Here is a 21,385-nt window from a genome sequence, read left to right as displayed (position 1 = left end):
TTGCTTTATTATTCTTGTTTCCGAGGGCAAAATGTACTATAATATTAAGGTCTGGAATGGCATGGGGAACGCTCCCTGGCAGGAATGCTCCGCAAAATGCCGCTCTGGCGCTATGGGTAACAGGAAGTACGATAAAGGAGTGTGTTTCCAATGGCAAATTATCTTGCAATGAATCGTGATGAACTCACTGCCGAAAAGGCAGCGCTCGAAGCAGAGTATAAAAAATTTCAGGCCAAGGGTCTCAAGCTGAACATGGCCCGCGGCAAGCCCGGTCCTCACCAGATGGATCTGGCTATGGACCTGCTGAAGATGAATGACTATACCACCGATGCCGGTACGGATGCCCGCAACTATGGCGAGCTGGAAGGCCTGCAGGAGGCCCGCGTGCTGTTTGCGGATGTCTTTGGCGTAAAGCCGGAGGAAGTGTTCGTGGGCGGCAACTCCAGCCTGCAGCTGATGTATAACCTCGTCAATATCGGCTATGTGTTCGGTTTCCCGGAGTCTCCGTGCCCCTGGTCTCAGGTGGAGAAGCGCAAGTTCCTCTGCCCGGTGCCCGGCTATGACCGTCACTTTGCTATTACCGAGGAGTTTGGCTTTGAGCTGGTCAGCGTGCCTATGACCCCCAATGGCCCGGATATGGACATTGTGGAAAAGCTGGTGGCCGAGGATCCTGACATCAAGGGCATCTGGTGTGTGCCGCAGTATTCCAACCCCGATGGCTACACCTACAGCGATGAGACCATCGAGCGTTTTGCCAAGATGAAGACCGCTGCGCCTGATTTCAAGATCTTCTGGGATGAAGCCTATATCGTCCATCACCTGACCGATGAGATCATCGAGACTCCGGTGCTGCTGAACGAGAGCAAGAAGTACGGCAACGAAAACCGTGTGTTCATGTTCACTTCCACCAGCAAGATCACCTTCCCGGGCGCAGGTGTCTCTGCCATTGCCTGCAGCGAGAGCAGCATGAAGTATATCTGCAAGCGCTTCTCGGTCATGATCATCAGCTACGACAAGATGAACCAGCTGCGCCACGTCCGCTTCCTGAAGAACAAGGAAGGTGTGCTGGCCCACATGGCAAAGCACCGCCGTCGTCTGGTGCCCTGCTTTGATGCCGTCAAGACGGCATTCAAGAACAACCTCATCCCCTGCGGGGATATTGCCCACTGGACGGATCCCAAGGGCGGCTACTTCATCAGCCTATATGTGATGCCCGGCTGTGCAAAGCGCGTGGCGGGTCTGTGCAAGGACGCGGGTCTGACCCTGACCGGTGCCGGCTCTGCATATCCCTATCACAAGGACCCCGAGGATTCTCACCTGCGCATTGCGCCCACCTATCCCAGTCTGGATGAGGTGGAAACTGCTTCCGAACTGCTGTGCATCTGTGTGCGTCTGGCTGTGGCAGAAAAACTGCTGGCTGACAAGGCAGACTAACATTTTTTGATTTTATCTCCTCTGTGCGGCCCGTCTGGGCCGTCAGGGGAGTTTTGTCGCAAGAAAGCCGGCACGACGGCCCCCTTGCGGAAATGATAAGGCCCGCCGGAGCAGGCGGTCCGCACTAGAATACGGGCGGCAGCTGCAAGAACTGCTGCTTTTGGAGGTTCCCTGAATTTTATGAAAACAAAAGGCAAAGCATGGCATCTGATCGCCACAGTGCTGTTGATCGTGGTATTTGTGTATACTGCGTTCTTCGGTGTGTATGCCAAGTACGGCGATACGACCACGACCTACATCAAAGGTGCAAAGGATATCCGCTTCGGTGTGGATATCAAGGGCGGTGTCAACGTCACCTTTGTGCCGTCGGATGGCTACGATGCTACCGAAGAACAGCTGGAAGCAGCCCAGCTCGTCATTGAGAACCGTCTCGTGGCGCTGAACGTGACCGACTATGAGCTGTATGTGGACAACAATTCTGACAGCCTGATCCTGGAATTCCCGTGGCAGTCCGGTGAGACAGATTTTGATCCGGAAGCTGCGATCGATGAGATCGGCACCACCGCCTATCTGACCTTCCGCGAGGGAAGCAGTGCGGACGGTGAGCTGATTCTGGACGGCTCCATGATCGAGAGCGCCGCAGCTCAGTATGGCCCCGTCAGCAATGGCGGTGCTTCGGAATATTTCGTCTCCTTGAAGTTCACCGATGACGGTGCCAAGGCATTTGGCGATGCTACCACAAAGCTGGCTGCATCGGGCGGCACCATCAGCATCTGGTTGGACGATGAAAACGTGAGCACGGCTACGGTCAATACTGCTATTACCGATGGCTCTGCCATCATTACAAGCTCGGCTTCCAATCCTTTCACGCAGGAGCAGGTCGTCAAGATGGCCCGCCAGATCAACTCCGGCGCACTGCCCTTTGCACTGACGGTGGACAGCTATTCCACCGTCAGCCCCAGTCTGGGCGAGAACAGCCTAAGCGCCATGGTTCTGGCCGGCCTGATCGCCTTTGCACTGATCGTGGTGTTCATGACGATGCTGTACCGTCTGCCGGGCTTCCTTGCATGTATTGCACTGGCTGGTCAGGTGGCGGCAACGCTGGCGTTCGTTTCCGGCTACTTCCCGGTGTTTGAAAGCTTTACCATGACTCTGCCCGGCATCGCAGGCATCATCCTTGCCATCGGCATGGGCGTGGATGCCAATGTTATCACGGCAGAACGCATCAAGGAAGAGCTGAAAAACGGCAAGTCTCTGGATGGCGCGCTCAAGAGCGGTTTTGCCCGCGGCCTGACCCCCATCGTTGACGGCAACGTGACCATCGTCATCGTGGCCATCGTGCTGATGGGTGCCTTTGGCCCCTCGGACGGCATGTTTGCAAAGGCACTCCACTTTGTGTTCTTTGCCTTTGGCCCCTCTACCGCAGGCACTATTTATGCCTTCGGTTACACGCTGCTCACCGGCGTGCTGCTGAACTTTGTGTTCGGCGTGTTCGCAACCCGTGTGATGATCCGCGGTGCGGCATCCATCAAGGCACTGCGCAACCCTTGGCTCTACGGTGCAGAAAAGCCTGGCAAGGAAAAAGCCGAGAAGAAGCCCATCGACTTTGTGGGCCTGCGCAAGCGCTTCCTGACGATCTCCTCCTGCCTGATGGCAGCCATCGTGCTGTGCGCTGTGGTTTTGGGTGTCCATCTGGATACCGAGTTCACCGGCGGTGCCATGATCACCCTGAGCTACGAGGGCAGCTTTACCATGTCGGATGTGCAGAAGGTTGCATCCTCTGCATTGGAGAATAACGGCCTGACCCTGCAGACCGGCGAGAATGTTGCTACCGGTGGCCAGACCCTGAAAATCTCGATGCCCGGTACCGAAACAGTGACTACCGAGCAGGTGGCTAAGCTGCTGGACAGCCTGAACGAAAGCTGCCCGGACAACAATTTTGAACAGCTGTCGCTAAGCAACGTCAGCGCTGCCATGGGCACCAAGTTCCTGCAGAAGAGTCTGGTTGCCGTGGTGTTTGCACTGGTGCTGATCCTGCTGTACATCGCCCTGCGCTTCAAGAACATCGGCGGCCTGACCGGAGGCATGATGGCGGTGCTGGCATTGGTGAACGACCTGATGGTGGTGTTTGGCACCTTCGTGTTGCTGCGCACCGCGCTGGATGGCAACTTCATTGCCGCCATGCTTACCATCCTTGGCTACTCCATCAACGATACCGTTGTGGTCTACGACCGTATCCGCGAGAACCGCACCCTGATGGGTAAAAAGGCATCCTTTGAAGAGCTGGTGAACCACTCGGTGAACCAGTCCGCCCGCCGCACCCTGATCACCACCATTACCACGGTGATGGCGCTGGGCGTTATGTGCATCGTGGCAAAGCTGTATGGTCTGGACAGCATCTTTACCTTTGCGTTCCCGCTGATGATGGGCATGATCAGCGGCGTGTACACTTCGCTGTGCGTTTCCACCTCTGCGTGGGTGCTGTGGAGTGAGCGCAAGCCCAAGACCAAAGCCTAAAAACACAGCCCGGTCAGACCGGACAGGAGGAACAGAACATGAAGTGTCCCTATTGCGGAGCCGAGGAATCCAAAGTGATCGATTCCCGCCCCACCGAAGACAGCGAGCGCATCCGCCGCCGCCGCGAATGCCTGAGCTGCCATATGCGCTTTACGACCTATGAGGTCGTGGAGACTGTTCCGCTTGTGGTCATCAAAAAGGACAGCTCCCGTGAGCCGTTCGACCGGCAGAAGCTGCTCAACGCTATGGTGCGTGCCTGCGCCAAGCGGCCGGTCAGCTACGAATCGCTGGAGCGTGCGGTAAGCAGCATTGAGCAGACGCTGCTCAGCTCCTATGACCGTGAGATCCCCAGCGTGCGCATCGGTGAGCTGACCATGCAGGAACTGAAAAAAATCGACGAAGTGGCATATGTTCGCTTTGCATCGGTCTACCGTCAGTTTGCAGACGTGGAAAGTTTTTTCAATGAGCTGAAAAAGCTGATGGGCGACCGCAAGGAACCACAGAAATAATTTGCATCAGAACACCGGCTTTCGCCCAATGGGGCAGGGCCGGTGTTTTTGTTTATACCAGCCGGTGCGAGAGCCATTCCAGTGTTTCCACCTGTACCTGTGCGCGGCGCAGCTCACCAAAGGCTTCCTCTGGGGCACCCATTTCCAGGTGTCCGTCCGCCGCCCGCAGTGCAGCTTCCAGCTCGGTAAAATCTGCGGTGCGCAGCAGGTGGTTCATTTTGGTGCGCATTTGGTCGCACCGGTCGGCACCATCAGCAAGCGCCTGCCGGGCGGCAGGGTAGTCGGTATTGCGGATGGCTTCGGCGGCGGTGTCAAGGTCTGCCGAGATCACATCCGCAAAGCTTTGCACCTTCCAGCTGCTGTAAAAGGCCACGCTCAGCAGTACGGCCACAATAGCGATACATGCATAGATCCGTTTCATCCGCTCACCTCAATGGGAGCCGCCGGCACGGCGGTTCTCTTTTTTTAGCAAAAAATAATCCTCGGTCTCGTTGCCGATCAGCAGCAAAATTTCTTCCGGCAGCAGGGTGTTGGCCTGCGCCGTGCGTTCCAGCCACGCGCGGTCCTTGCCGCACCAGCGTAGGTTGTCTTCCAGCACCTGTCCGTCCAGCACAAAGGGAATGGTGGCGTTGGTATGGGTCACCTTCAGCTGCAGGTCGGCAAGACGAGTTGGCTCTTTTTCTGGCCGCAGTGCTGCCGAAAGGGTGCCGTTCGTCTCGATCACCGCGTAGGAGACCTCCCGTGGGTCAAAAATATTTTTACCGCGCAGCGCTTCCATCAGGTCGGCTGTGGTCAGCCGTAACATCCGCAAGGCTTTCTGATCGATCTGTCCGTCCAAAATCACCGTCTTTGGTCTGCCGGAGAGAAAGTTGAAGAATTTCTGGCTGCGGAAGCTCAGCACGGAGCCCAGCAGTTCCAGCGCTGCAATGAGAAACAGAGGAATCAGGCTGGATGTGATGGGCACCTCTTCCGATTCAATGGAGATGGATGCCAGATTGGAAATGAGAATGGTGGACACCAGTTCTTCGGGCTGCAGTTCGCCCAGCTGGCGCTTGCCCATCAGCCGCATGGCAAACAGGACGCACAGATAAATGATGATCGTGCGGCAGATCAGAAGCTTCAAGTAACAAGACCTCCTGTCGTTTCTGGCGGAATGGATGCCGCTGCAGCCGGGCATACTGCTGTGCAAAGGAGTGGTTGGATGCGGCAGTTATCACAGAGCCTTGCGGCAAATCTTGCGGTGCTGGACAAAATGTTTGGCACCTCTTCGGATTATTATGCCAAGGAGATCACGATTTATCATTGCAGGGGAAGCATCCTGCTGTTTGACGGCATGGCAAGCCTGGATTCTTTGTGGGAGCTTTTACTGGATGCGGCCAGCCGTCAGGCACCGCCGCAGCAGGCAGGCCAGCGTTGCACCGGGCCGCAGGTCTTTGAGCTGATCCTGCACGGCTCAGCCTTTCCGGCAGAAAGTGAGCCGGTAACAGATCTGGCTGATCTGATCAAACGAATGACAGCAGGCATGGCGGTCTTACTGCTGGACGGCTGCGCAAAGGGCATTGCCTTCTCGGTACAGGGACTGAAGTTCCGCTCGGTAGACGAGCCTTCCGGGGAGGGCAATCTGCGCGGCTCCCGCGAAGGCTTTGCCGACCTGCTGCGGGTCAATCTGAGCCTGCTGCGGCGGCTCATCCGTACCGAACATCTGGTGCAGGAGGTGGCGCAGGCCGATACCGAAATGCAAACGGAATACGCCATCTGCTACTGCAAAAACAGGGCAGACTCCGCCATGGTGATCCGTGTGCGCAAGGCGCTTGCCGCTGCAAAGCCGGAGCTTTTGCTGGATTCCAGTTACTTTGTGCCGTGGCTGCTGCCGGGCAAGGCGCGGCTGTTCACGCCGGTAAGCTACACCGAGCGGCCTGCCGTGGCGGCGGCAAAGATCTGTGAGGGCAAGATCGTGGTGCTGGTCAACGGAAGTCCCTCTGCCATGGTGCTTCCGGCTCTTTTCTGCGAAAATTTTGAGTGCTTGGACGATTATGCATCCACCGCCGTGTTTTCCTCTTTTCTGCGCATCCTCAAATATGTTTCGTTCTACCTCACAGTATTTCTGCCGGGTGTGTTCGTCTGTCTGGCGGTCTACCTGCCGGAGCTGATCCCACCGCAGCTTCTGTACAAGATCGAAGCGGCGGAGAAGGCCACACCGCTGCCGCTGTTTGCGGAAATGCTGCTGGTCATACTCATTTTGGAGGTCATCCGGGAAGCAGGTCTGCGGATGCCGCAGTCGCTGGGGCATTCGGTCAGTCTGGTGTCCGCGTTGATCATCGGCGATGCTGCCATTGCCACCGGGCTTATGAGCACGCCGGTGATCTTTGTGGCAAGCATCACGGCCATCGCGGTGTTCGTCACGCCCTCTTTGTACGAGCCTGCTACGCTGCTGCGTCTGGGTGTGGTGCTGGCTGCAGGTCTTGCCGGGCCGGTGGGACTTGCGGGGGCTTTTTTTGCAGTTCTGCTCAGTCTTTCCGGCACAGCCTGCCTGCAGGTGCCATATCTGGCGGCGCATCCGTTCCCGCAGCGGCCCATGGAAGAGGATGGCATCATCCGCCGCAACTACCGCCGCCTTTCAGCGCACGACTTTAATATCTGGCAGAAACGGGAGGGAAAATGATACAAAAACAGAAAGGCTTTTCTGCTCCCGTGCTGGCACTGAGCGTGTGGACAGCTGCGCTGGCAGAAGAAATGCAGACCGGTATCTCTCCGCGTGGGATGATCATTCATGGAGCGGTTCAGGCTCTTTTGCTCACATGCATCAGTGGGGTGTTCTCTGCCTGCTGGCAGCGGGCAGCCATGCAGTGGGTCTGGCTGTTTTCCGCAGGAGCATGGTTTCTGGCAGAGTTGTTTGAAACCGTAATGCAGGCCCAGAACATCTGCCAGCAGGAGTTCCGCTCCATGGCGCTGATCGGCCTGCTGCCGCTTTTGCTCTGGGCAGGGTGGTGTATTCCGCCTTCCGGCTGGGATGCTCCGGCACGGGTGCTGTGGTGGTTCGTGCTGCTGGGTGGGCTGGTCTGTCTGACAGGGCTTGCCGGGCAGATGGACTGGGCGCACCTGCTGACGGCAGATGCTGTGCAACTGGCCCGCTGGCCGCGTGTTCCGCTGTATGCGGAGTATTTGTTCTGGCCGCTTCTTGCAGGTTATGAAGAGCCGCGCAGCATGTCCTGGCTGCCATGGCTCACCTTTCTGGTACAGGCGGGTCTTACTGCCGGGATGTGCCTCGTATTTGGCGCAGCGGATTACCCGGCACAGGAGCTGCTGCGGGCATGGAGCGCAGATGTTTTCTCCCGCATGGATGCGCTGCTTTTGCTCATCTGGCTCACCTGCGCGATCTTCCGCACCGGCTTTCTCTGCGCGGCAGTGCGTACCGTGTGGCAGCGCGCGGTGCAGTGCGGGAAAGGAGCGGTAAAATGAAGCAGAAGAAACTGCGCTCTCTCAGTGCGGTGCTTTTGATCGGGTGGTGCCTGATTTTTCTGCGCTGCGAGACCACCGAAAAAAGCATGGTTCGTGCGCTGTATCTTGCTCAGAAGGAACAGTCCATCACCGTAGGGCTGCTGTATCAGGCTCCGGAAGCCGCCGCCGATGCATCCGAGGCTTCTGGTGCTGTGCAGCTGCAGTTGGCGCAGGCGGACACGCTGGCAAAAGCGCTGGCGGCGGCTCAAAAGCAACTGCCGCAAAAGGCGGATTACCGCCTGTGCGATTATCTGCTGATCGATCAAGATGCATCGGCAGAGCTGCTTGCAGCGTATGAGCGTACGGTGCTGGAAAACAGGCAGGGCAGGGTATCGGCAAAAGTTTCTGTGCTGGAAATGGACGATGGATTTTTGGAGGAACTTCCAGCAGAAAAGCAGGAATTTCCGAACAAACTGCTTGAGCAGCTCAAGCAGTGCGCAGACCAGATGCCGAGGCTTTACCAGTATCAGGACGGAATGCTTCTGCCGCAGCTGCGGGCAGAGAAACAGGAAGTGGCACTTGCAGATACAAGCATCCTCTGGCGAGTGGAAAACAGCATTGAGATGGAGGCCCGGCAGGCGGAAACAGCGCGGCTTTTGCTGGAAATGGGCGGCGTGCATACGTTCTGGCTGGAAGGTGAGCCGGTAACGGTCCGCCGATGCAGCGTGTCTGTCACCCTGCAGGAAGAAACTGCCAGTCTGCGGCTGGACTGTCAGCGCAGCTATGATACGCCGCAGCCCAGCGCCGCACAGTGCGAACAGCTGGCAGAACTGTGCACGCAGACGGTGCAGTCTTTCTGGCAGCAGGGCATCGACCTTGTGCATCTGCAGCAGCGCAGTGCATTGCAGAACGGTGTGGGCAGAGAAAAGATCACAATAAAAAACGCCTGCCCGCAATTGCAGGCAGACGTGAGGTTTTTACCGATGTGATTCAGTTGGCAGTGGGGAAGGTGACAGTAATGGTAGTGCCCACATCCACCTGACTTTCCAGCTTGATGCGTGCGTTGTGGATGCGTGCGATATGCTTGACGATGGCAAGGCCCAGACCGGTACCGCCGGTAGCCTTGCTGCGGCTCTTATCCACACGATAGAAGCGCTCAAACACGCTGGACTGTGCTTCTTTCGGGATGCCGATGCCGTTATCGGCCACAGTCAGGGTGCAGTGTCCGTTGCGGCTGCAGGCTGTGGTGATCTGTACCTTACCGCCGGGACGATTATAACGGATCGCATTATCGCACAGGTTCTGGCATAGCTCGTCCAGCAGGGCACGGTTGCCGTGCACAAGAGCACTTTCGCCCAGACAGTTCAGCGAGATGTAAGCCCGGCGGGCATTCAGCTTCTGGCGCTCTACGCAGTCCTTGGCAACGGTAAGCAGATCCACTGTCTCCATCTCCGGCTCAGAACCGGCTTCGCTGGCGTTGTCCAGACTGGAAAGCTGCAGGATATCGTTCACCAGCTGGATCATACGGCTGGCCTCCGCATGGATCTTCTGGGCAAAGCCCGGCACATCCTCAGGCTTTGCAATGCCGGTCTCAATCAGCTCCGCATAGCCGGAAATACTGGTCAGCGGGGTCTTCAGCTCATGGCTGACATTGGCAGTAAACTCCTGCCGCATCTTTTCATTGTTCTCACGGAGGATGCGGTCAGAGTGGATGCTTTCAGCAAAGGGGACAAGCTCCTTATAGGGAACATTGTCCTGAATATGATCCAGATCTTCGGTCATGCTCAGCACAGGGGAGACCAATGCACGGGTGAGCAGAGCTGCCAGCACAGCGGCGGCCAGCATGAGTGCAACGCAGCTCAGCACGATGGCAGGCAGGGTCGAATCATAAATAGACCAGACCGTTTCTGCATCCTGTGCCATGCGCAAAATCTCACCGTTGGGCAACAGTACGGCATAGTAATAGGTCTCGTAGCCCATGGTCTGGGAGTCGCGGATGTCCCGGCCCACACCTTCGGTCATGGCCTGACGGATCTCCGGGCGGGAGAGATGGTTCTCCATGGGCTGATCGGTAGCAGATTCAAATAGCACGCTGCCGTCCTGCGAGATCAGGGTGATGCGCAGATCATTGGTAACAAAGGACGAAAGCTGCTGCGGGTCCTGCACCAGATCATAACCGGCGCTTACCAGATCGGCTTCCCGCTCAAGGCTGGTCCATGCCTGAGCCGTGAATGCCTTGTGAAAAACAAAGATGCAAAGCGCCGCCGTGAACAGCAGACCAAGGAAGCCCATCAGGAACAGGCGGTAGCTGATCTTTTCTTCCATGCTGCGCAGCTTCATTCTTCACCGGCCTCCTCTTCATCGGTCAGCTTGTAACCCACCTTGCGCACAGTGCAGATGTATTTGCCGGCATCCCCCAGCTTTTTGCGCAGGGTGCGGATATGCATATCCACAGTGCGGCTCTCCACCGAAATGTCGGTGCCCCACACCACCTGCAGAATGGTCTCGCGTGTCACCACCAGATTGGTATTTTCCAGCAGCAGGCGCAGCAGGCTGTACTCCTTGTAGGTCAGCTCCACCGGCGTTCCGCTCACAGTCACGTTGTGACGGGCATTGTCCAGCAGGATCTCGTGAAAGCTGAGTACGTTGGGACGTGCTTCCGGAGCCGAGCGGCGCAAGGCGGCGCGCACCCGGCTCAAAAATTCCATGATACCAAAAGGCTTTGAGATGTAATCATCGGCACCGCAGTCCAGCCCGCGCACGGTGTCCAGCTCACTGGACTTAGCCGTGACCATAATGATGGGCAGCCTGCGCAGGGAAGGGGTGTTGCGCAGCTTTTTCAGGATGGAAAAACCGTCCTCACCGGGCAGCATCACGTCTAAGATCACCAGTTCCGGCTCTGCAGCGTGCATGGCCTGCCAGAACGGCTCAGAGCTTTCAAAGCTGGTCACTTCGTATCCGCTGGACTGCAGGGCATACTGTTCCAGCTCCCGGATGGCGGCATCGTCTTCAACAATATAGATCATTTGTCAAAATCCTCCGCAGATTGATTTTCAGGGAAGAGATAGCGTTCACGGTAACGGTCAAGACGGCGATGGAATTCCTCACTTTCCTTGGTGTCATTGCCGTGACGCAGCTCGTTGAGGTATGCGTGGGTATCAAAGCTGTCCTGTGCAACCTCGATTTGTGCAACGGCTACGTTGCTGCAGTGGTCGCACACACGCTCATAGTTGGTCAGCAGGTCGTCCAGCACAAAGCCATATTCAATGGAGCAGCTGCCGGCCTGCAGGCGGGCAATGTGGTGGGCCTTGATGGCACGTACCAGCTCGTTGACCACGGCTTCCAGCGGTTCCACCTTGCTGGCAAGATGCAGATCACCCTTGCGGAAAGCATCAGTGGTGCGGTTCAGAATATCCTGCACCGCATCCTCCAGCACCTGCAGCTCGTCGCGGGCATCCTGCGAGAACTGGATTTCTTTGGTGTGCATCTCCTCGGCAGATTCCATCAGGTTTACGGAATGGTCGCTGATGCGCTCAAAATCGCTGATGGTGTGCAGCAGGGTATTTACGCTCTGGCTGTCGGCATGGTTCAGCTCACGGCTGGAAAGCTTGACGAGATAGGTGCCGAGAGCGTCCTCGTAACGGTCTACCTGCGTCTCTTCCTCGCGGACTTTCTGCGCAAGGGTGTCGTTCCAATCATGAGTCAGGCTCATGGCCTGCATCACGCCCACACGGGCAAGCTCTGCCATTTCAGCAGTTGCAGAGCGTGCACGCTCCACGGCCACGGCAGGGGTGTTCAGCAGGCGGTCATCCAGCAGCGCAAAGCTTTCCTTTTCCGGCGAATCCGGAATGGTGAGGATGGCCAGCTTTTCCAGCAGGTTTGCAAAGGGCAGCAGCACCAGCGTTGCCACGATATTGAACACCGAGTGCACCACAGCGATGCCCCATGCCTCGATGGTGGTGTTCACAAAAGCAAAGTGGCAGACCGTATTCAGGCCGTAAAAGCCGACAAGGAAGATGGTCACACCGATGATGTTGAAGTACAGATGGACCATGGCAGCACGGCGTGCATTCTTGTTGGCACCCACAGAGGAGATCAACGCGGTAACGCAGGTGCCGATGTTCTGACCCATGATAATGGGAATGGCACTGCCGTAGGTGATCACGCCGGTGGCGCTCAATGCCTGCAGGATGCCGACGCTGGCGCTGGAACTCTGGATGATGCCGGTAACAAGGGCACCCACCAGAACGCCCAGAAGGGGGTTGGAAAAGCGGGTGAACAGGCTGGTGAACCATGCCTCGTTCTGCAGGGGCAGGACGGCGTTAGACATGGTGGTCATGCCAGTCATCAGCACGGCAAAGCCGATGAGGATGGTGCCCACGCCTTTTTTCTTCTCACTCTTACACATATACAGCAAAATGCCGATAAATGCAAGCAAAGGACTGAAAGAAGTGGGTTTGAGCAGATTGATGAGGAGGCTGTCGCCCTGCAGGCCGGAAAGGCTCAGGATCCAGCTGGTGACAGTGGTGCCCACATTGCTGCCCATGATCACGCCGATGGCCTGATGCAGCTCCATGATGCCGCTGTTGACAAAGCCGACCACCATGACCGTGGTAGCGCTGGAACTCTGGATCACAGCGGTGACGCACAGGCCAAGGAAAAAGCCTTTAAGGGGGTTGTCAGTCAGCTTGCTCAGGATCTTCTGCAGCTGGCCGCCGGCCTGCTTTTCCAGTGCTTTGCCCATGATGTCCATGCCGAACAGGAACAGGGCAAGACCTCCAAGCAGGGAAAAGACATTGAAGATGGTCATAAAGATTTCCTCACTTTTGTTTGACGTGTTTTTGATGTGTTTCTCCTGATTTTGAGTATACAGATGCAATGTAAAATCCAAAATCGAGGGAATGTAAAATCCGTGTAAAGGTAAGAAAAATGTAAAAAATCAGTACATGGCTGCGCTGCTGCGTGCATTCTTGCCGGGCTGCGAAAAAGCCGCCCGCACAATATTGTTTTTTACCGATCGTTCTATTATAATAATAAGAAGGAATCCTGTACGGTACCTGACAGCAGGCAGGGCTGTGCAGCAAAAGGGGAGCACAGGAGGAACAAGAATGGGCACATTCAATGTCTCGCTCAAAACGCTGACCGACCGTGTCAGCATGGAAGTTGTCTATACGCCGAAGGAACTGGATCAGATCTGTGTGGAGATCGCCGAAGTGAACCGCCCGGGTCTGTTTCTGGCGGGCTATTACGATTATTTTGATAAGCTGCGTCTGCAGATCATGGGTCTGGCCGAGATGAACTTTCTGTCCGGCCTTTCACCGGAAAAACGCTACGAAGCGCTGGATCAGCTGTTCCGTCAGCAGCCGCCGGCTGTTATCGTCTGCCGCAGCGAAGAACTGACCCCCTTCCCGGAAATGCAGGAGCTGGCCCAGAAGCATGGTGTTGCACTGCTGCGCTCCAACGAGACCACCTGCACTCTGATGGGCAGCCTGATCAGTGTGCTGAATCTGGAACTGGCACCGCGTATCACCCGCCATGGTGTGCTGGTGGAAGTGTACGGCGAAGGCATCCTGATCCTGGGCGACAGCGGCATTGGCAAAAGCGAGCTTGCCATCGAGCTGGTCAAGCGCGGCCACCGCCTTGTGGCAGATGATGCGGTGGAGCTGCGCAAGGTGTCCAACCGCCAGATCATGGGTACTGCCCCGGAGAATATCCGCCACTTCATTGAGCTGCGCGGCATTGGCATCGTCAATGTGGCCCGTGTGTACGGCGTGGGCGCGGTCAAGCTGAGCGAAAGCCTTGACCTTGTGGTTCAGCTGGAAGCATGGGACCCCACTAAGAACTACCAGCGCACCGGTCTGGAAAACGAATACTACGACATTCTGGGTGTCAGCATTCCCAGCACCAGCATTCCGGTCTCACCGGGCCGCAATCTGGCTGTCGTGCTGGAAACTGCAGCCATCAACAACCGCCAGAAGAAGATGGGCTACAACGCAGCGCGTGAACTGCTGATCCGTCTGGGTCTGGACGATAAAATGGATTGATCCCACACCGCAAAAGGAGCAAGTTATCATGGAACGATTCAAGCAGAAACTGCAGGCAGCGGCGATCCCGTTCAGGGAGAATGAACCGCTTGCGGCGCACTGTACCTTTAAAATCGGAGGCCCGGCACAGCTGTTTGTCATGCCGGAAAACGAGCAGCAGCTCTGCAGTGCAGTTGCGCTTTGCAAAGAGCAGGCTGTCCGCTATTACCTGCTGGGCAACGGCAGCAACATCCTGTTTGCGGACGAAGGCTTTTCCGGCGTGGTGATCGATGTTTCGGCACTGGACGCAGAGATCGCGGTGGAAGATACAGTCCTGACCGCAGGCGCAGGTGTCCGCCTTGCGGCACTGTGTAAGGCGGCACTGAAGCATGGCCTGTCCGGGCTGGAATTTGCCTACGGCATCCCCGGCACGGTGGGCGGTGCAGTGTATATGAATGCGGGTGCCTACGGCGGCGAGATGAAGGACGTGCTCACCACAGTGCGGTATCTTGCGGCAGAAGGCGAGGTCAGAAAAGTGCCTGCCGCAGAGCTGGATCTCCGCTATCGCCACAGTATTTTTGAAGAGAACAGCGGCTGCATCCTCTCGGCACAGTTCCATCTGCAGCCCGGAAACGCAGCGGACATCCGTGCAAAAATGGATGAATTGATGGCCAAGCGTGTGGAAAAACAGCCGCTGGATAAGCCCAGCGCCGGCAGCACCTTCAAGCGCCCGGCGGGTGCTTTTGCGGCTGCGCTGATCGACCAGTGCGGCCTGCGCGGCTATCGCCACGGCGGCGCAGCCGTCAGCGATAAGCACTGCGGCTTTGTGGTAAACCTTGGCGGCGCTACCTGTGCTGATGTGCTGGCACTCTGTGACGAGGTGCGCGCCATCGTAAAGGAAAAGACGGGCTACGACCTTGAAAAAGAGATCCGGGTCGTCCGATAACGGAAAAAGCAAAAAAGGAGCGGTAGATCAGATTATGGAGCTGTTGATCGTCAGCGGACTTTCCGGTGCAGGCAAGTCGGTGGCTATGAATGCGCTGGAAGATATCGGTTTTTTCTGTATAGATAATGTTCCGGCCGGACTGCTGCCCAGCATCACTGCATTTTCGGAAGCGGGCGACAGCCAGCTGGAGCGGGTGGCTCTTTCCATGGATGTGCGCGGCTGCCGCACCAGCGAAGAGATCGAGCGTGCGCTCGACAAGCTGGATGAGCAGGGTGTGGATTATAAAATTCTATTTCTGGATGCCCCGGACGATGTACTCATGCGCCGCTACAGCGAGACCCGCCGCCGCCACCCCATCAGCATTGCCGAGGGCATTTCCACCCGGGAGGCCTTTGCAAAGGAACGCAAAATATTGAAGCCTTTGCAGGAGCGTGCAGATTACGTCATCAATACTGCCCTGCTTTCTACAGCACAAAACAAAGAACGCATCTGCGATCTTTTTGCAAAAAATGGCGGAGCCAAGGGCGCCATGCGCCTGACCGTGATGTCCTTTGGATTCAAATTCGGCATCCCGCCGGAGGCAGACCTTGTGCTGGATGTGCGCTGCCTGCCCAACCCCTTCTACGTGCCGGAACTCAAGCATAAGACCGGCCTTGATCAGGATGTGGTGGATTTTGTCATGAGCCACCCGGAAGCGCAGGAACTGCTCAAACGGTATGAGAACTTTTTGCAGTATGCACTGCCGCTGTACGTCAAGGAGGGCAAAAGCCAGCTGACCATTGCGGTGGGATGTACCGGCGGCAAGCACCGCTCTATTACATTTGCGCGCAAGATCGCGGAATACTGTACCTCGCTCGGCTATGAGCCGGGCGTGCAGCACCGCGATGCCAAACGCTGACAGAATTCGAGGAAGTATGAGTAGTTTTGCATCCCGCGCGCGGGAGGAAATCGCGCAGCGCAGCATCCAGAAGGATTGCTGTGTGCGTGCGGCAGCTTATGGCATTGCGTGCTTTGCCAAATATTTTGATGCAAAGGGTCTGGTGGTGCAGACCGAGCAGAAGGAGACGGTGCAGGCTGCCCAGCAGCTGTTCGCACGCTGCGGCGTGCAGGGCGAGATCCTGCACAAGCAGCGGCCCAGCGGCATGCTGTATGAGTTCAACATCCGCGCGCCGGAGCAGGTGGCCCGGATGCACGAGCTGTTCGGCACCACGGGCAGCGAGACCAGCCTGCAGATCGACCCCCGCCTTATCCGCTGTCAGACCTGCGTCAGTGCGTACATTGGCGCAGCTTTTTTGTGCAGTGGAACGGTCATTGATCCGCAGAAAGAATATAATCTGGAATTTCTTACCTCCCGCACCAATCTGGCACGGGACTTTGAAGCGCTTCTGGCAGAGCATGAGTTTGCACCACACCGCACCCGCCGCAACGGCGTGAACCTGATTTACGTCAAGACCGGGGCCAATGTGGAACGGCTGCTCAGCTTTATGGGCGCTGGAAACGCTGCAGAGGAAATGCATGCGCAGAAAGCCTTCAAGCAGGTGCGCAACCATACCAACCGACAGACCAACTGCGATACGGCAAACCTTGGCAAAACGGCCCGTGCCAATGCGCAGACGCTGAAGGCCATCCGCTTTCTGGAAGAGCAGGATGCCCTTAGCACTCTGCCGGAGGTACTGCAGGAAGCCGCTGCCAAGCGGATGCAGTACCCGGATCTTTCGCTCACAGCGCTGTGCGGCTGCTTTGAGCCACCCGTGAGCAAATCCGGCCTGTCGCACCGGATGAAGAAGCTGGAGGCATTGGCCGAAAATCTGCGGCAGAATCTGGAACAGGAGGCAAAAGCATGAGCGAAGCATTAGCCAATACCCGGCCTTTTGTCCATCTGCACATTCACACAGAGTACAGCTTGCTGGATGGTGCCTGCCGCATTGACCAGCTGATGGATCGCGTAAAAGAGTGCGGACAGACCGCCATTGCCTGCACCGACCACGGCGTGATGTACGGCTGCGTGCAGTTTTATAAGGCTGCAAAAAAGGCTGGCATCAAGCCCATCATCGGCTGTGAGGTGTATGTGGCCACCCGCACCCGCTTTGACAAGGTAAATAAGATCGACGGCAACAACCACCTGATCCTGCTGTGCAAAAATGAGACCGGCTACAAAAACCTGATCAAAATGGTGTCGGCCGCCTTTGTGGAGGGCTTTTATTCCAAGCCCCGCATTGATAAGGAACTGCTGGAAAAATATCACGAAGGTCTGATCTGCCTGTCGGCCTGTTTGGCAGGCGAAGTTCCGCAGGCCATTCTGGCGGGCGATTATGAGCGCGCCAAAGCAACCGCGCTGTGGTATCGGGACCTCTTCGGCGAGGAAAACTATTATATCGAGCTTCAGGACCATGGTCTGGAAGAGGATAATACTGTGCTGCCGCAGCTCATCAAGCTTGCACGGGAGACCGGAATTCCCATGGCAGCCACCAACGACTCCCACTATCTGCGCAAGGAGGATGCCAAAATGCAGGGCATCCTGCTCTGCATCCAGACCGGCAAGACCATTCAGGATGCGGATAAAATGGAGTTCCAGACCGACGAGTTCTATGTCAAAACGACAGACGAAATGTACGAGCTGTTCTCCATGGTGCCGGAAGCCTGCGAGAATACCGCCAAAATTGCCGAACAGTGTAACTTTGATTTTGATTTTGGACACACTAAAATTCCATATTACAAAGCGCCGAACGGTATGGATAATCAGGCGTTTTTTGAAAAGCTCTGCTGGGAAGGTCTGGAGCGCCGCTACGGCCCCAATGTTCCGCAGGCCAACAAAGACCGTCTGGAATACGAGATCGGCGTGGTCAAAAAGATGGGCTACACGAACTACTATCTTATCGTGTGGGACTACGTGAACTACGCCAAGAGTCAGGGTATCCCGGTAGGCCCGGGCCGTGGCTCCGGCGCAGGCAGCATTGCGGCTTACAGCGTGGGCATCACGGATATCGACCCCATCCGTTATAACCTGATCTTTGAGCGCTTCCTGAACCCGGAGCGCGTCAGTATGCCAGATTTTGATGTGGACTTCTGCTACGAGCGCCGTCAGGAAGTGATCGATTACGTCAACCGGAAATATGGTGCCGACCATGTGGCTCAGATCGTCACCTTTGGCACCATGGCCGCCCGCAACGCCATCCGCGATGTGGGCCGCGTGATGGGCATTCCGTATCAGCAGGTAGATGTTGTGGCAAAGCAGGTGCCCATGGAGCTGAAAATGACGCTGAAGCGTGCGTTGGAGGTATCGCCGGAACTTAAGCGGATGTACGATACCGACCCGCAGGTCACAGAGCTGATCGACACGGCCTTGAAGGTGGAGGGCATGCCCCGCCATGCTTCCACCCATGCGGCGGGTGTCGTCATTACCCCGGAGCCTACGGACTACTATCTGCCGCTGGCCACCAACGACGGCCTGCCTGTGACCCAGTTCAACATGACCGAGATCGAAGAACTTGGCCTTTTGAAGATGGACTTTCTGGGCCTGCGCACGCTGACCGTCATTCATGACGCGGAAACTGCTGTGCAGAAGCACCACCCGGAGTTCTCCATCCAGAAGCTGGATTACGACGACCCGGACACCTACAGGATGCTGGGACAGGGAGACACCGAGGGTGTGTTCCAGCTGGAATCTTCCGGCATGAAGCAGGTGCTTGTGGGCCTGCAGCCGCAGAACCTAGAAGACATTATCGCTCTGATCAGCCTGTACCGGCCCGGCCCCATGGATTCGATCCCCACCTACCTGCGCAACCGCCACGAGCCAGACAAAATCAGCTATAAGACCCCACAGCTGGCTCACATTCTGGATGTGACCAATGGCTGCATCGTCTATCAGGAGCAGGTCATGCAGATCTTCCGGGAGCTGGCAGGTTTTTCTTTTGGTCAGGCAGACAATGTCCGCCGTGCCATGAGCAAAAAGAAACATGCCGTCATGGAGGCCGAGCGGGAGCACTTTGTGTACGGCTGCACCGATCCCGGCAACGAATGCCCCGGCTGTGTGGCAAACGGCATCTCTGAGAAAGTGGCCAATGAGATCTACGATGAAATGTCCAGTTTCGCTTCATATGCGTTCAATAAGAGCCATGCGGCCTGCTATGCCTATGTGGCTTTCCAGACGGCCTACCTCAAGTGCCATTATCCCAGTGAGTTCATGGCGGCTTTACTGACCAGTGTGCTGGATAACACGGATAAGGTTATTGAATATTCCGGCGAGTGTGCCCGCCTTGGCATCAAGGTGCTGCCGCCGGATGTGAATGTTTCCAACGGCGGCTTTACGGCGGATGGAAGCGGTCAGATCCGCTTTGGCCTGAATGCGGTCAAAAATGTGGGCCGCAACCTGATCGAGAATGTGGTGAAGGGGCGGCAGAATAAGCCTTACACCAGCCTGTACGATTTCTGCAAGCGGATGCATGGCAATGAACTGAACCGCCGGGCAGTGGAGTGCCTCATCAAGGCCGGCGCATTCGATCATCTGGGCAACAACCGCCACAGCCATGTGGAGGCCGTAGAGGGCATTCTGAAGAGCATTGAGACCGACTCTCGGCGCAATCTGGATGGACAGCTGGATCTGTTCTCGGTGATGAGCGGGGAAGCACAGAGCGGTGCTTCCGAGGATAACTATGAAATAAAGCAGCTGCCGGAATACAGCCATAAGGAACTGCTCCAGCAGGAAAAGGAAGTCAGCGGTCTGTATCTGTCCGGTCATCCGCTGGATGCTTACCGGGAACAATCGGCACGCATTGCATCCCACACCATCAAGGATCTTACAGGGGAAGATGCCCATGTGAAGGATGGAGAAAAAGTGCGCATTGTGTGCGCGGTGGTAAAAAGCCGCATGATGACCACAAAGTCCAACAGCATGATGGCTTTTACCAGCGTAGAAGACCTGACCGGCACCATGGAAGTGATCGTATTCCCAAAGGTGCTGGATGCTTTCCGGGATTCACTGCACGAAAATGCAGTCGTCGTGATCGATGGCAGACTGTCGGTACGGGAGGATGAAGCTTCCAAGCTGCTGGCAGAGAGCATCGTCCCGATCGAAAATTACGATCCGGCCCGACTGGATAACGGCAGGCCGGACCCGATGAAAACGGCAGCAAAGAAGCTGTATATCCGTGTGCCTTCCCGCAGCAGCAGGGAATATGCAAAGGTGGTCAATCTGCTTGGCATTTTTGATGGGGACATGCCGGTGCTCCTGTATCTGACCGATACCAAGCAGTATCTGCGTGTGCCGCGCCATCTGTACGCATCCGGCCATCCGCTGCTGTTCAAAGAGCTGGAAAGGCTGGTCGGAACGGACAACATTGCAACAAAATGACATTTCCGTGCACGAATCTTAACGCAAATCCGGCGGGATGGCTGTTTCCAAAATAAGGCGTTTGTGTTATAATGATTCAAGGCAAGTGAAGTGCTTTGGACAGCGTTAAAATAGAGAGCGCTGTGATACCATTGGGTAAATGAAGAAACAAATTGGAGGGAAACTCTCGTATGGAAAAGCAGATCAAAACGATTGGCGTATTGACGAGCGGTGGTGATGCTCCTGGCATGAACGCTGCCGTGCGCGCCGTAGTCCGTACCGGCCTGCATAAGGGTTACCGCATGATCGGCATTCAGCGTGGCTACAATGGCCTGCTGAACGGCGAATGCTTTGAGATGAACCTGCGCAGTGTGTCGAACATCATCTCTGCAGGCGGTACCATTCTGTATACCGCCCGCTGTCTGGAATTCAAGACCAAGGAAGGTCAGGACAAGGGTGCAGAGAAATGCCGTGAACTGGGCATTGATGCGCTGGTGGTCATTGGCGGCGACGGCTCTTACCGCGGCGCTCGTGAGCTGGCCCACCGCGGCATTCCGATGATCGGTCTGCCCGGCACGATTGACAACGATATTTCCTGCACCGATTACACCATTGGCTACGATACCGCCATGAATACCGCGCTGGAGATGATCGACAAGCTGCGCGATACCACCCAGAGCCACGACCGCTGCAGTGTGGTCGAGGTCATGGGCCGCAACGCCGGTTATATTGCTCTGAATGTTGCAATTGCTTCCGGCGCTATGGCTGTTCTACTGCCGGAGAAGGAATTTGACATGCAGCGTGATATTCTGGATAAGATCGCTGAGACTCAGAAGACCGGCAAGCGTCACTTCATCATTATCGTTGCCGAGGGTGTCGGCCATGCACAGGAGATCGCAAACGAGATTCAGGCACGCACCGGCATCGACTCCCGCGCCACCATTCTGGGCCATGTCCAGCGCGGTGGTTCTCCCACTCTGCGTGACCGTGTGAACGCTTCTGCAATGGGCTACCATGCCGTGTGCCTGCTGGAGCAGGGCGGGTATAACCGCATCGTCGGCATGAGGGGCGAAAAACTGGTGGATTACCCTGTGGATGAAGCTCTTGAAATGACTAAGACGCTTGACCCGGTGCTGCTGGACGTTTGTAACACCATTTCTATCTGATTTTTGGACTGAATTGAACGTAA

At 56.4% G+C, this 21,385-nt stretch carries 17 protein-coding genes; 12 read left to right on the top strand and 5 right to left on the bottom strand.

Going from position 1 to position 21,385, the window contains the following annotated elements; genetic code table 11:
* Positions 1 to 150: 150 nt before the first annotated feature.
* From DXA66_RS05355 to nrdR, 3 genes are all read left to right on the top strand, one after another.
* Positions 151 to 1,434, top strand: a complete 1,284-nt coding sequence (locus DXA66_RS05355; RefSeq protein ID WP_118527346.1) for an aminotransferase class I/II-fold pyridoxal phosphate-dependent enzyme — start codon at positions 151 to 153, stop codon at positions 1,432 to 1,434.
* Between the two features lie 180 nt (positions 1,435 to 1,614).
* Entirely contained in the window at positions 1,615 to 3,951 is a 2,337-nt protein-coding gene (gene secF, locus DXA66_RS05350; RefSeq protein ID WP_118527344.1) for a protein translocase subunit SecF, read from the top strand.
* A gap of 38 nt (positions 3,952 to 3,989) precedes the next feature.
* A complete protein-coding gene (gene nrdR, locus DXA66_RS05345; RefSeq protein WP_044953681.1) occupies positions 3,990 to 4,460 on the top strand; it encodes a transcriptional regulator NrdR in 471 nt (156 codons plus the stop codon).
* Positions 4,461 to 4,512: 52 nt separating this feature from the next.
* On the opposite strand, the gene DXA66_RS05340 is transcribed toward nrdR, so the two are convergent.
* Positions 4,513 to 4,881: a DUF4363 family protein gene (locus DXA66_RS05340; RefSeq protein WP_097782131.1), complete on the bottom strand. Its 369-nt coding sequence runs from the start codon at positions 4,879 to 4,881 to the stop codon at positions 4,513 to 4,515.
* A gap of 9 nt (positions 4,882 to 4,890) precedes the next feature.
* Positions 4,891 to 5,583 carry a DUF421 domain-containing protein gene (locus DXA66_RS05335; RefSeq protein ID WP_243089034.1) on the bottom strand — a complete coding sequence of 231 codons (693 nt, stop codon included), beginning with the start codon at positions 5,581 to 5,583 and terminating at the stop codon, positions 4,891 to 4,893.
* Between the two features lie 78 nt (positions 5,584 to 5,661).
* Between DXA66_RS05335 and DXA66_RS05330 the strand changes: the two genes are divergently transcribed.
* Genes DXA66_RS05330 through DXA66_RS05320 form a run of 3 tightly spaced genes read left to right on the top strand, consistent with a single transcriptional unit; the run spans position 5,662 to position 8,887 of the window.
* Positions 5,662 to 7,122: a spore germination protein gene (locus DXA66_RS05330; RefSeq protein ID WP_243089033.1), complete on the top strand. Its 1,461-nt coding sequence runs from the start codon at positions 5,662 to 5,664 to the stop codon at positions 7,120 to 7,122.
* On the top strand, positions 7,119 to 7,919 hold the full coding sequence (locus tag DXA66_RS05325) for a hypothetical protein (protein ID WP_118527340.1): 801 nt from the start codon (positions 7,119 to 7,121) through the stop codon (positions 7,917 to 7,919). Before DXA66_RS05330 ends, DXA66_RS05325 begins: the two co-directional genes overlap by 4 nt.
* A complete protein-coding gene (locus DXA66_RS05320; protein ID WP_118527338.1) occupies positions 7,916 to 8,887 on the top strand; it encodes a hypothetical protein in 972 nt (323 codons plus the stop codon). The genes DXA66_RS05325 and DXA66_RS05320 overlap by 4 nt, the downstream gene beginning before the upstream one ends.
* A 1-nt stretch (position 8,888) precedes the next feature.
* Here DXA66_RS05320 and DXA66_RS05315 read toward each other — a convergent pair whose 3' ends face one another.
* The 3 genes from DXA66_RS05315 to DXA66_RS05305 are packed head-to-tail and all read right to left on the bottom strand — an operon-like array spanning position 8,889 to position 12,708.
* Positions 8,889 to 10,238 carry an ATP-binding protein gene (locus DXA66_RS05315; protein WP_118527336.1) on the bottom strand — a complete coding sequence of 450 codons (1,350 nt, stop codon included), beginning with the start codon at positions 10,236 to 10,238 and terminating at the stop codon, positions 8,889 to 8,891.
* Complete coding sequence (locus DXA66_RS05310; protein WP_097775630.1) at positions 10,235 to 10,924, bottom strand: response regulator transcription factor; 690 nt, start codon at positions 10,922 to 10,924, stop codon at positions 10,235 to 10,237. The genes DXA66_RS05315 and DXA66_RS05310 overlap by 4 nt, the downstream gene beginning before the upstream one ends.
* Positions 10,921 to 12,708: a Na/Pi cotransporter family protein gene (locus DXA66_RS05305; RefSeq protein WP_097775629.1), complete on the bottom strand. Its 1,788-nt coding sequence runs from the start codon at positions 12,706 to 12,708 to the stop codon at positions 10,921 to 10,923. Before DXA66_RS05305 ends, DXA66_RS05310 begins: the two co-directional genes overlap by 4 nt.
* A 298-nt stretch (positions 12,709 to 13,006) precedes the next feature.
* Between DXA66_RS05305 and hprK the strand changes: the two genes are divergently transcribed.
* The 6 genes from hprK (at position 13,007) to pfkA (ending at position 21,362) form a co-directional block, all read left to right on the top strand.
* The gene (gene hprK / locus DXA66_RS05300) at positions 13,007 to 13,942 is read left to right on the top strand and encodes an HPr(Ser) kinase/phosphatase (RefSeq protein ID WP_005941969.1); all 936 of its coding nucleotides are present in this window, start codon (positions 13,007 to 13,009) and stop codon (positions 13,940 to 13,942) included.
* Between the two features lie 28 nt (positions 13,943 to 13,970).
* Positions 13,971 to 14,867 (top strand): UDP-N-acetylmuramate dehydrogenase, encoded by an 897-nt coding sequence (murB, locus tag DXA66_RS05295; RefSeq protein ID WP_118527334.1) that lies wholly within the window; start codon positions 13,971 to 13,973, stop codon positions 14,865 to 14,867.
* A 34-nt stretch (positions 14,868 to 14,901) separates the two neighbouring features.
* A complete protein-coding gene (gene rapZ / locus DXA66_RS05290) occupies positions 14,902 to 15,765 on the top strand; it encodes an RNase adapter RapZ (protein ID WP_097777756.1) in 864 nt (287 codons plus the stop codon).
* A 16-nt stretch (positions 15,766 to 15,781) separates the two neighbouring features.
* Complete coding sequence (gene whiA / locus DXA66_RS05285) at positions 15,782 to 16,711, top strand: DNA-binding protein WhiA (RefSeq protein ID WP_118527332.1); 930 nt, start codon at positions 15,782 to 15,784, stop codon at positions 16,709 to 16,711.
* On the top strand, positions 16,708 to 20,217 hold the full coding sequence (locus DXA66_RS05280; RefSeq protein WP_118527330.1) for a DNA polymerase III subunit alpha: 3,510 nt from the start codon (positions 16,708 to 16,710) through the stop codon (positions 20,215 to 20,217). The genes whiA and DXA66_RS05280 overlap by 4 nt, the downstream gene beginning before the upstream one ends.
* Before the next feature lie 170 nt (positions 20,218 to 20,387).
* Complete coding sequence (pfkA, locus tag DXA66_RS05275; protein WP_118527328.1) at positions 20,388 to 21,362, top strand: 6-phosphofructokinase; 975 nt, start codon at positions 20,388 to 20,390, stop codon at positions 21,360 to 21,362.
* Positions 21,363 to 21,385: the final 23 nt, after the last annotated feature.

The sequence above is a fragment of the Faecalibacterium sp. OF03-6AC genome, assembly GCF_003478175.1.
Classification (GTDB): Bacteria; Bacillota; Clostridia; order Oscillospirales; family Ruminococcaceae; genus Faecalibacterium; species Faecalibacterium taiwanense.
The sequence above is the reverse complement of the archived record's forward strand: the minus strand, read 5'-3'. Positions and strand labels throughout refer to the sequence as shown.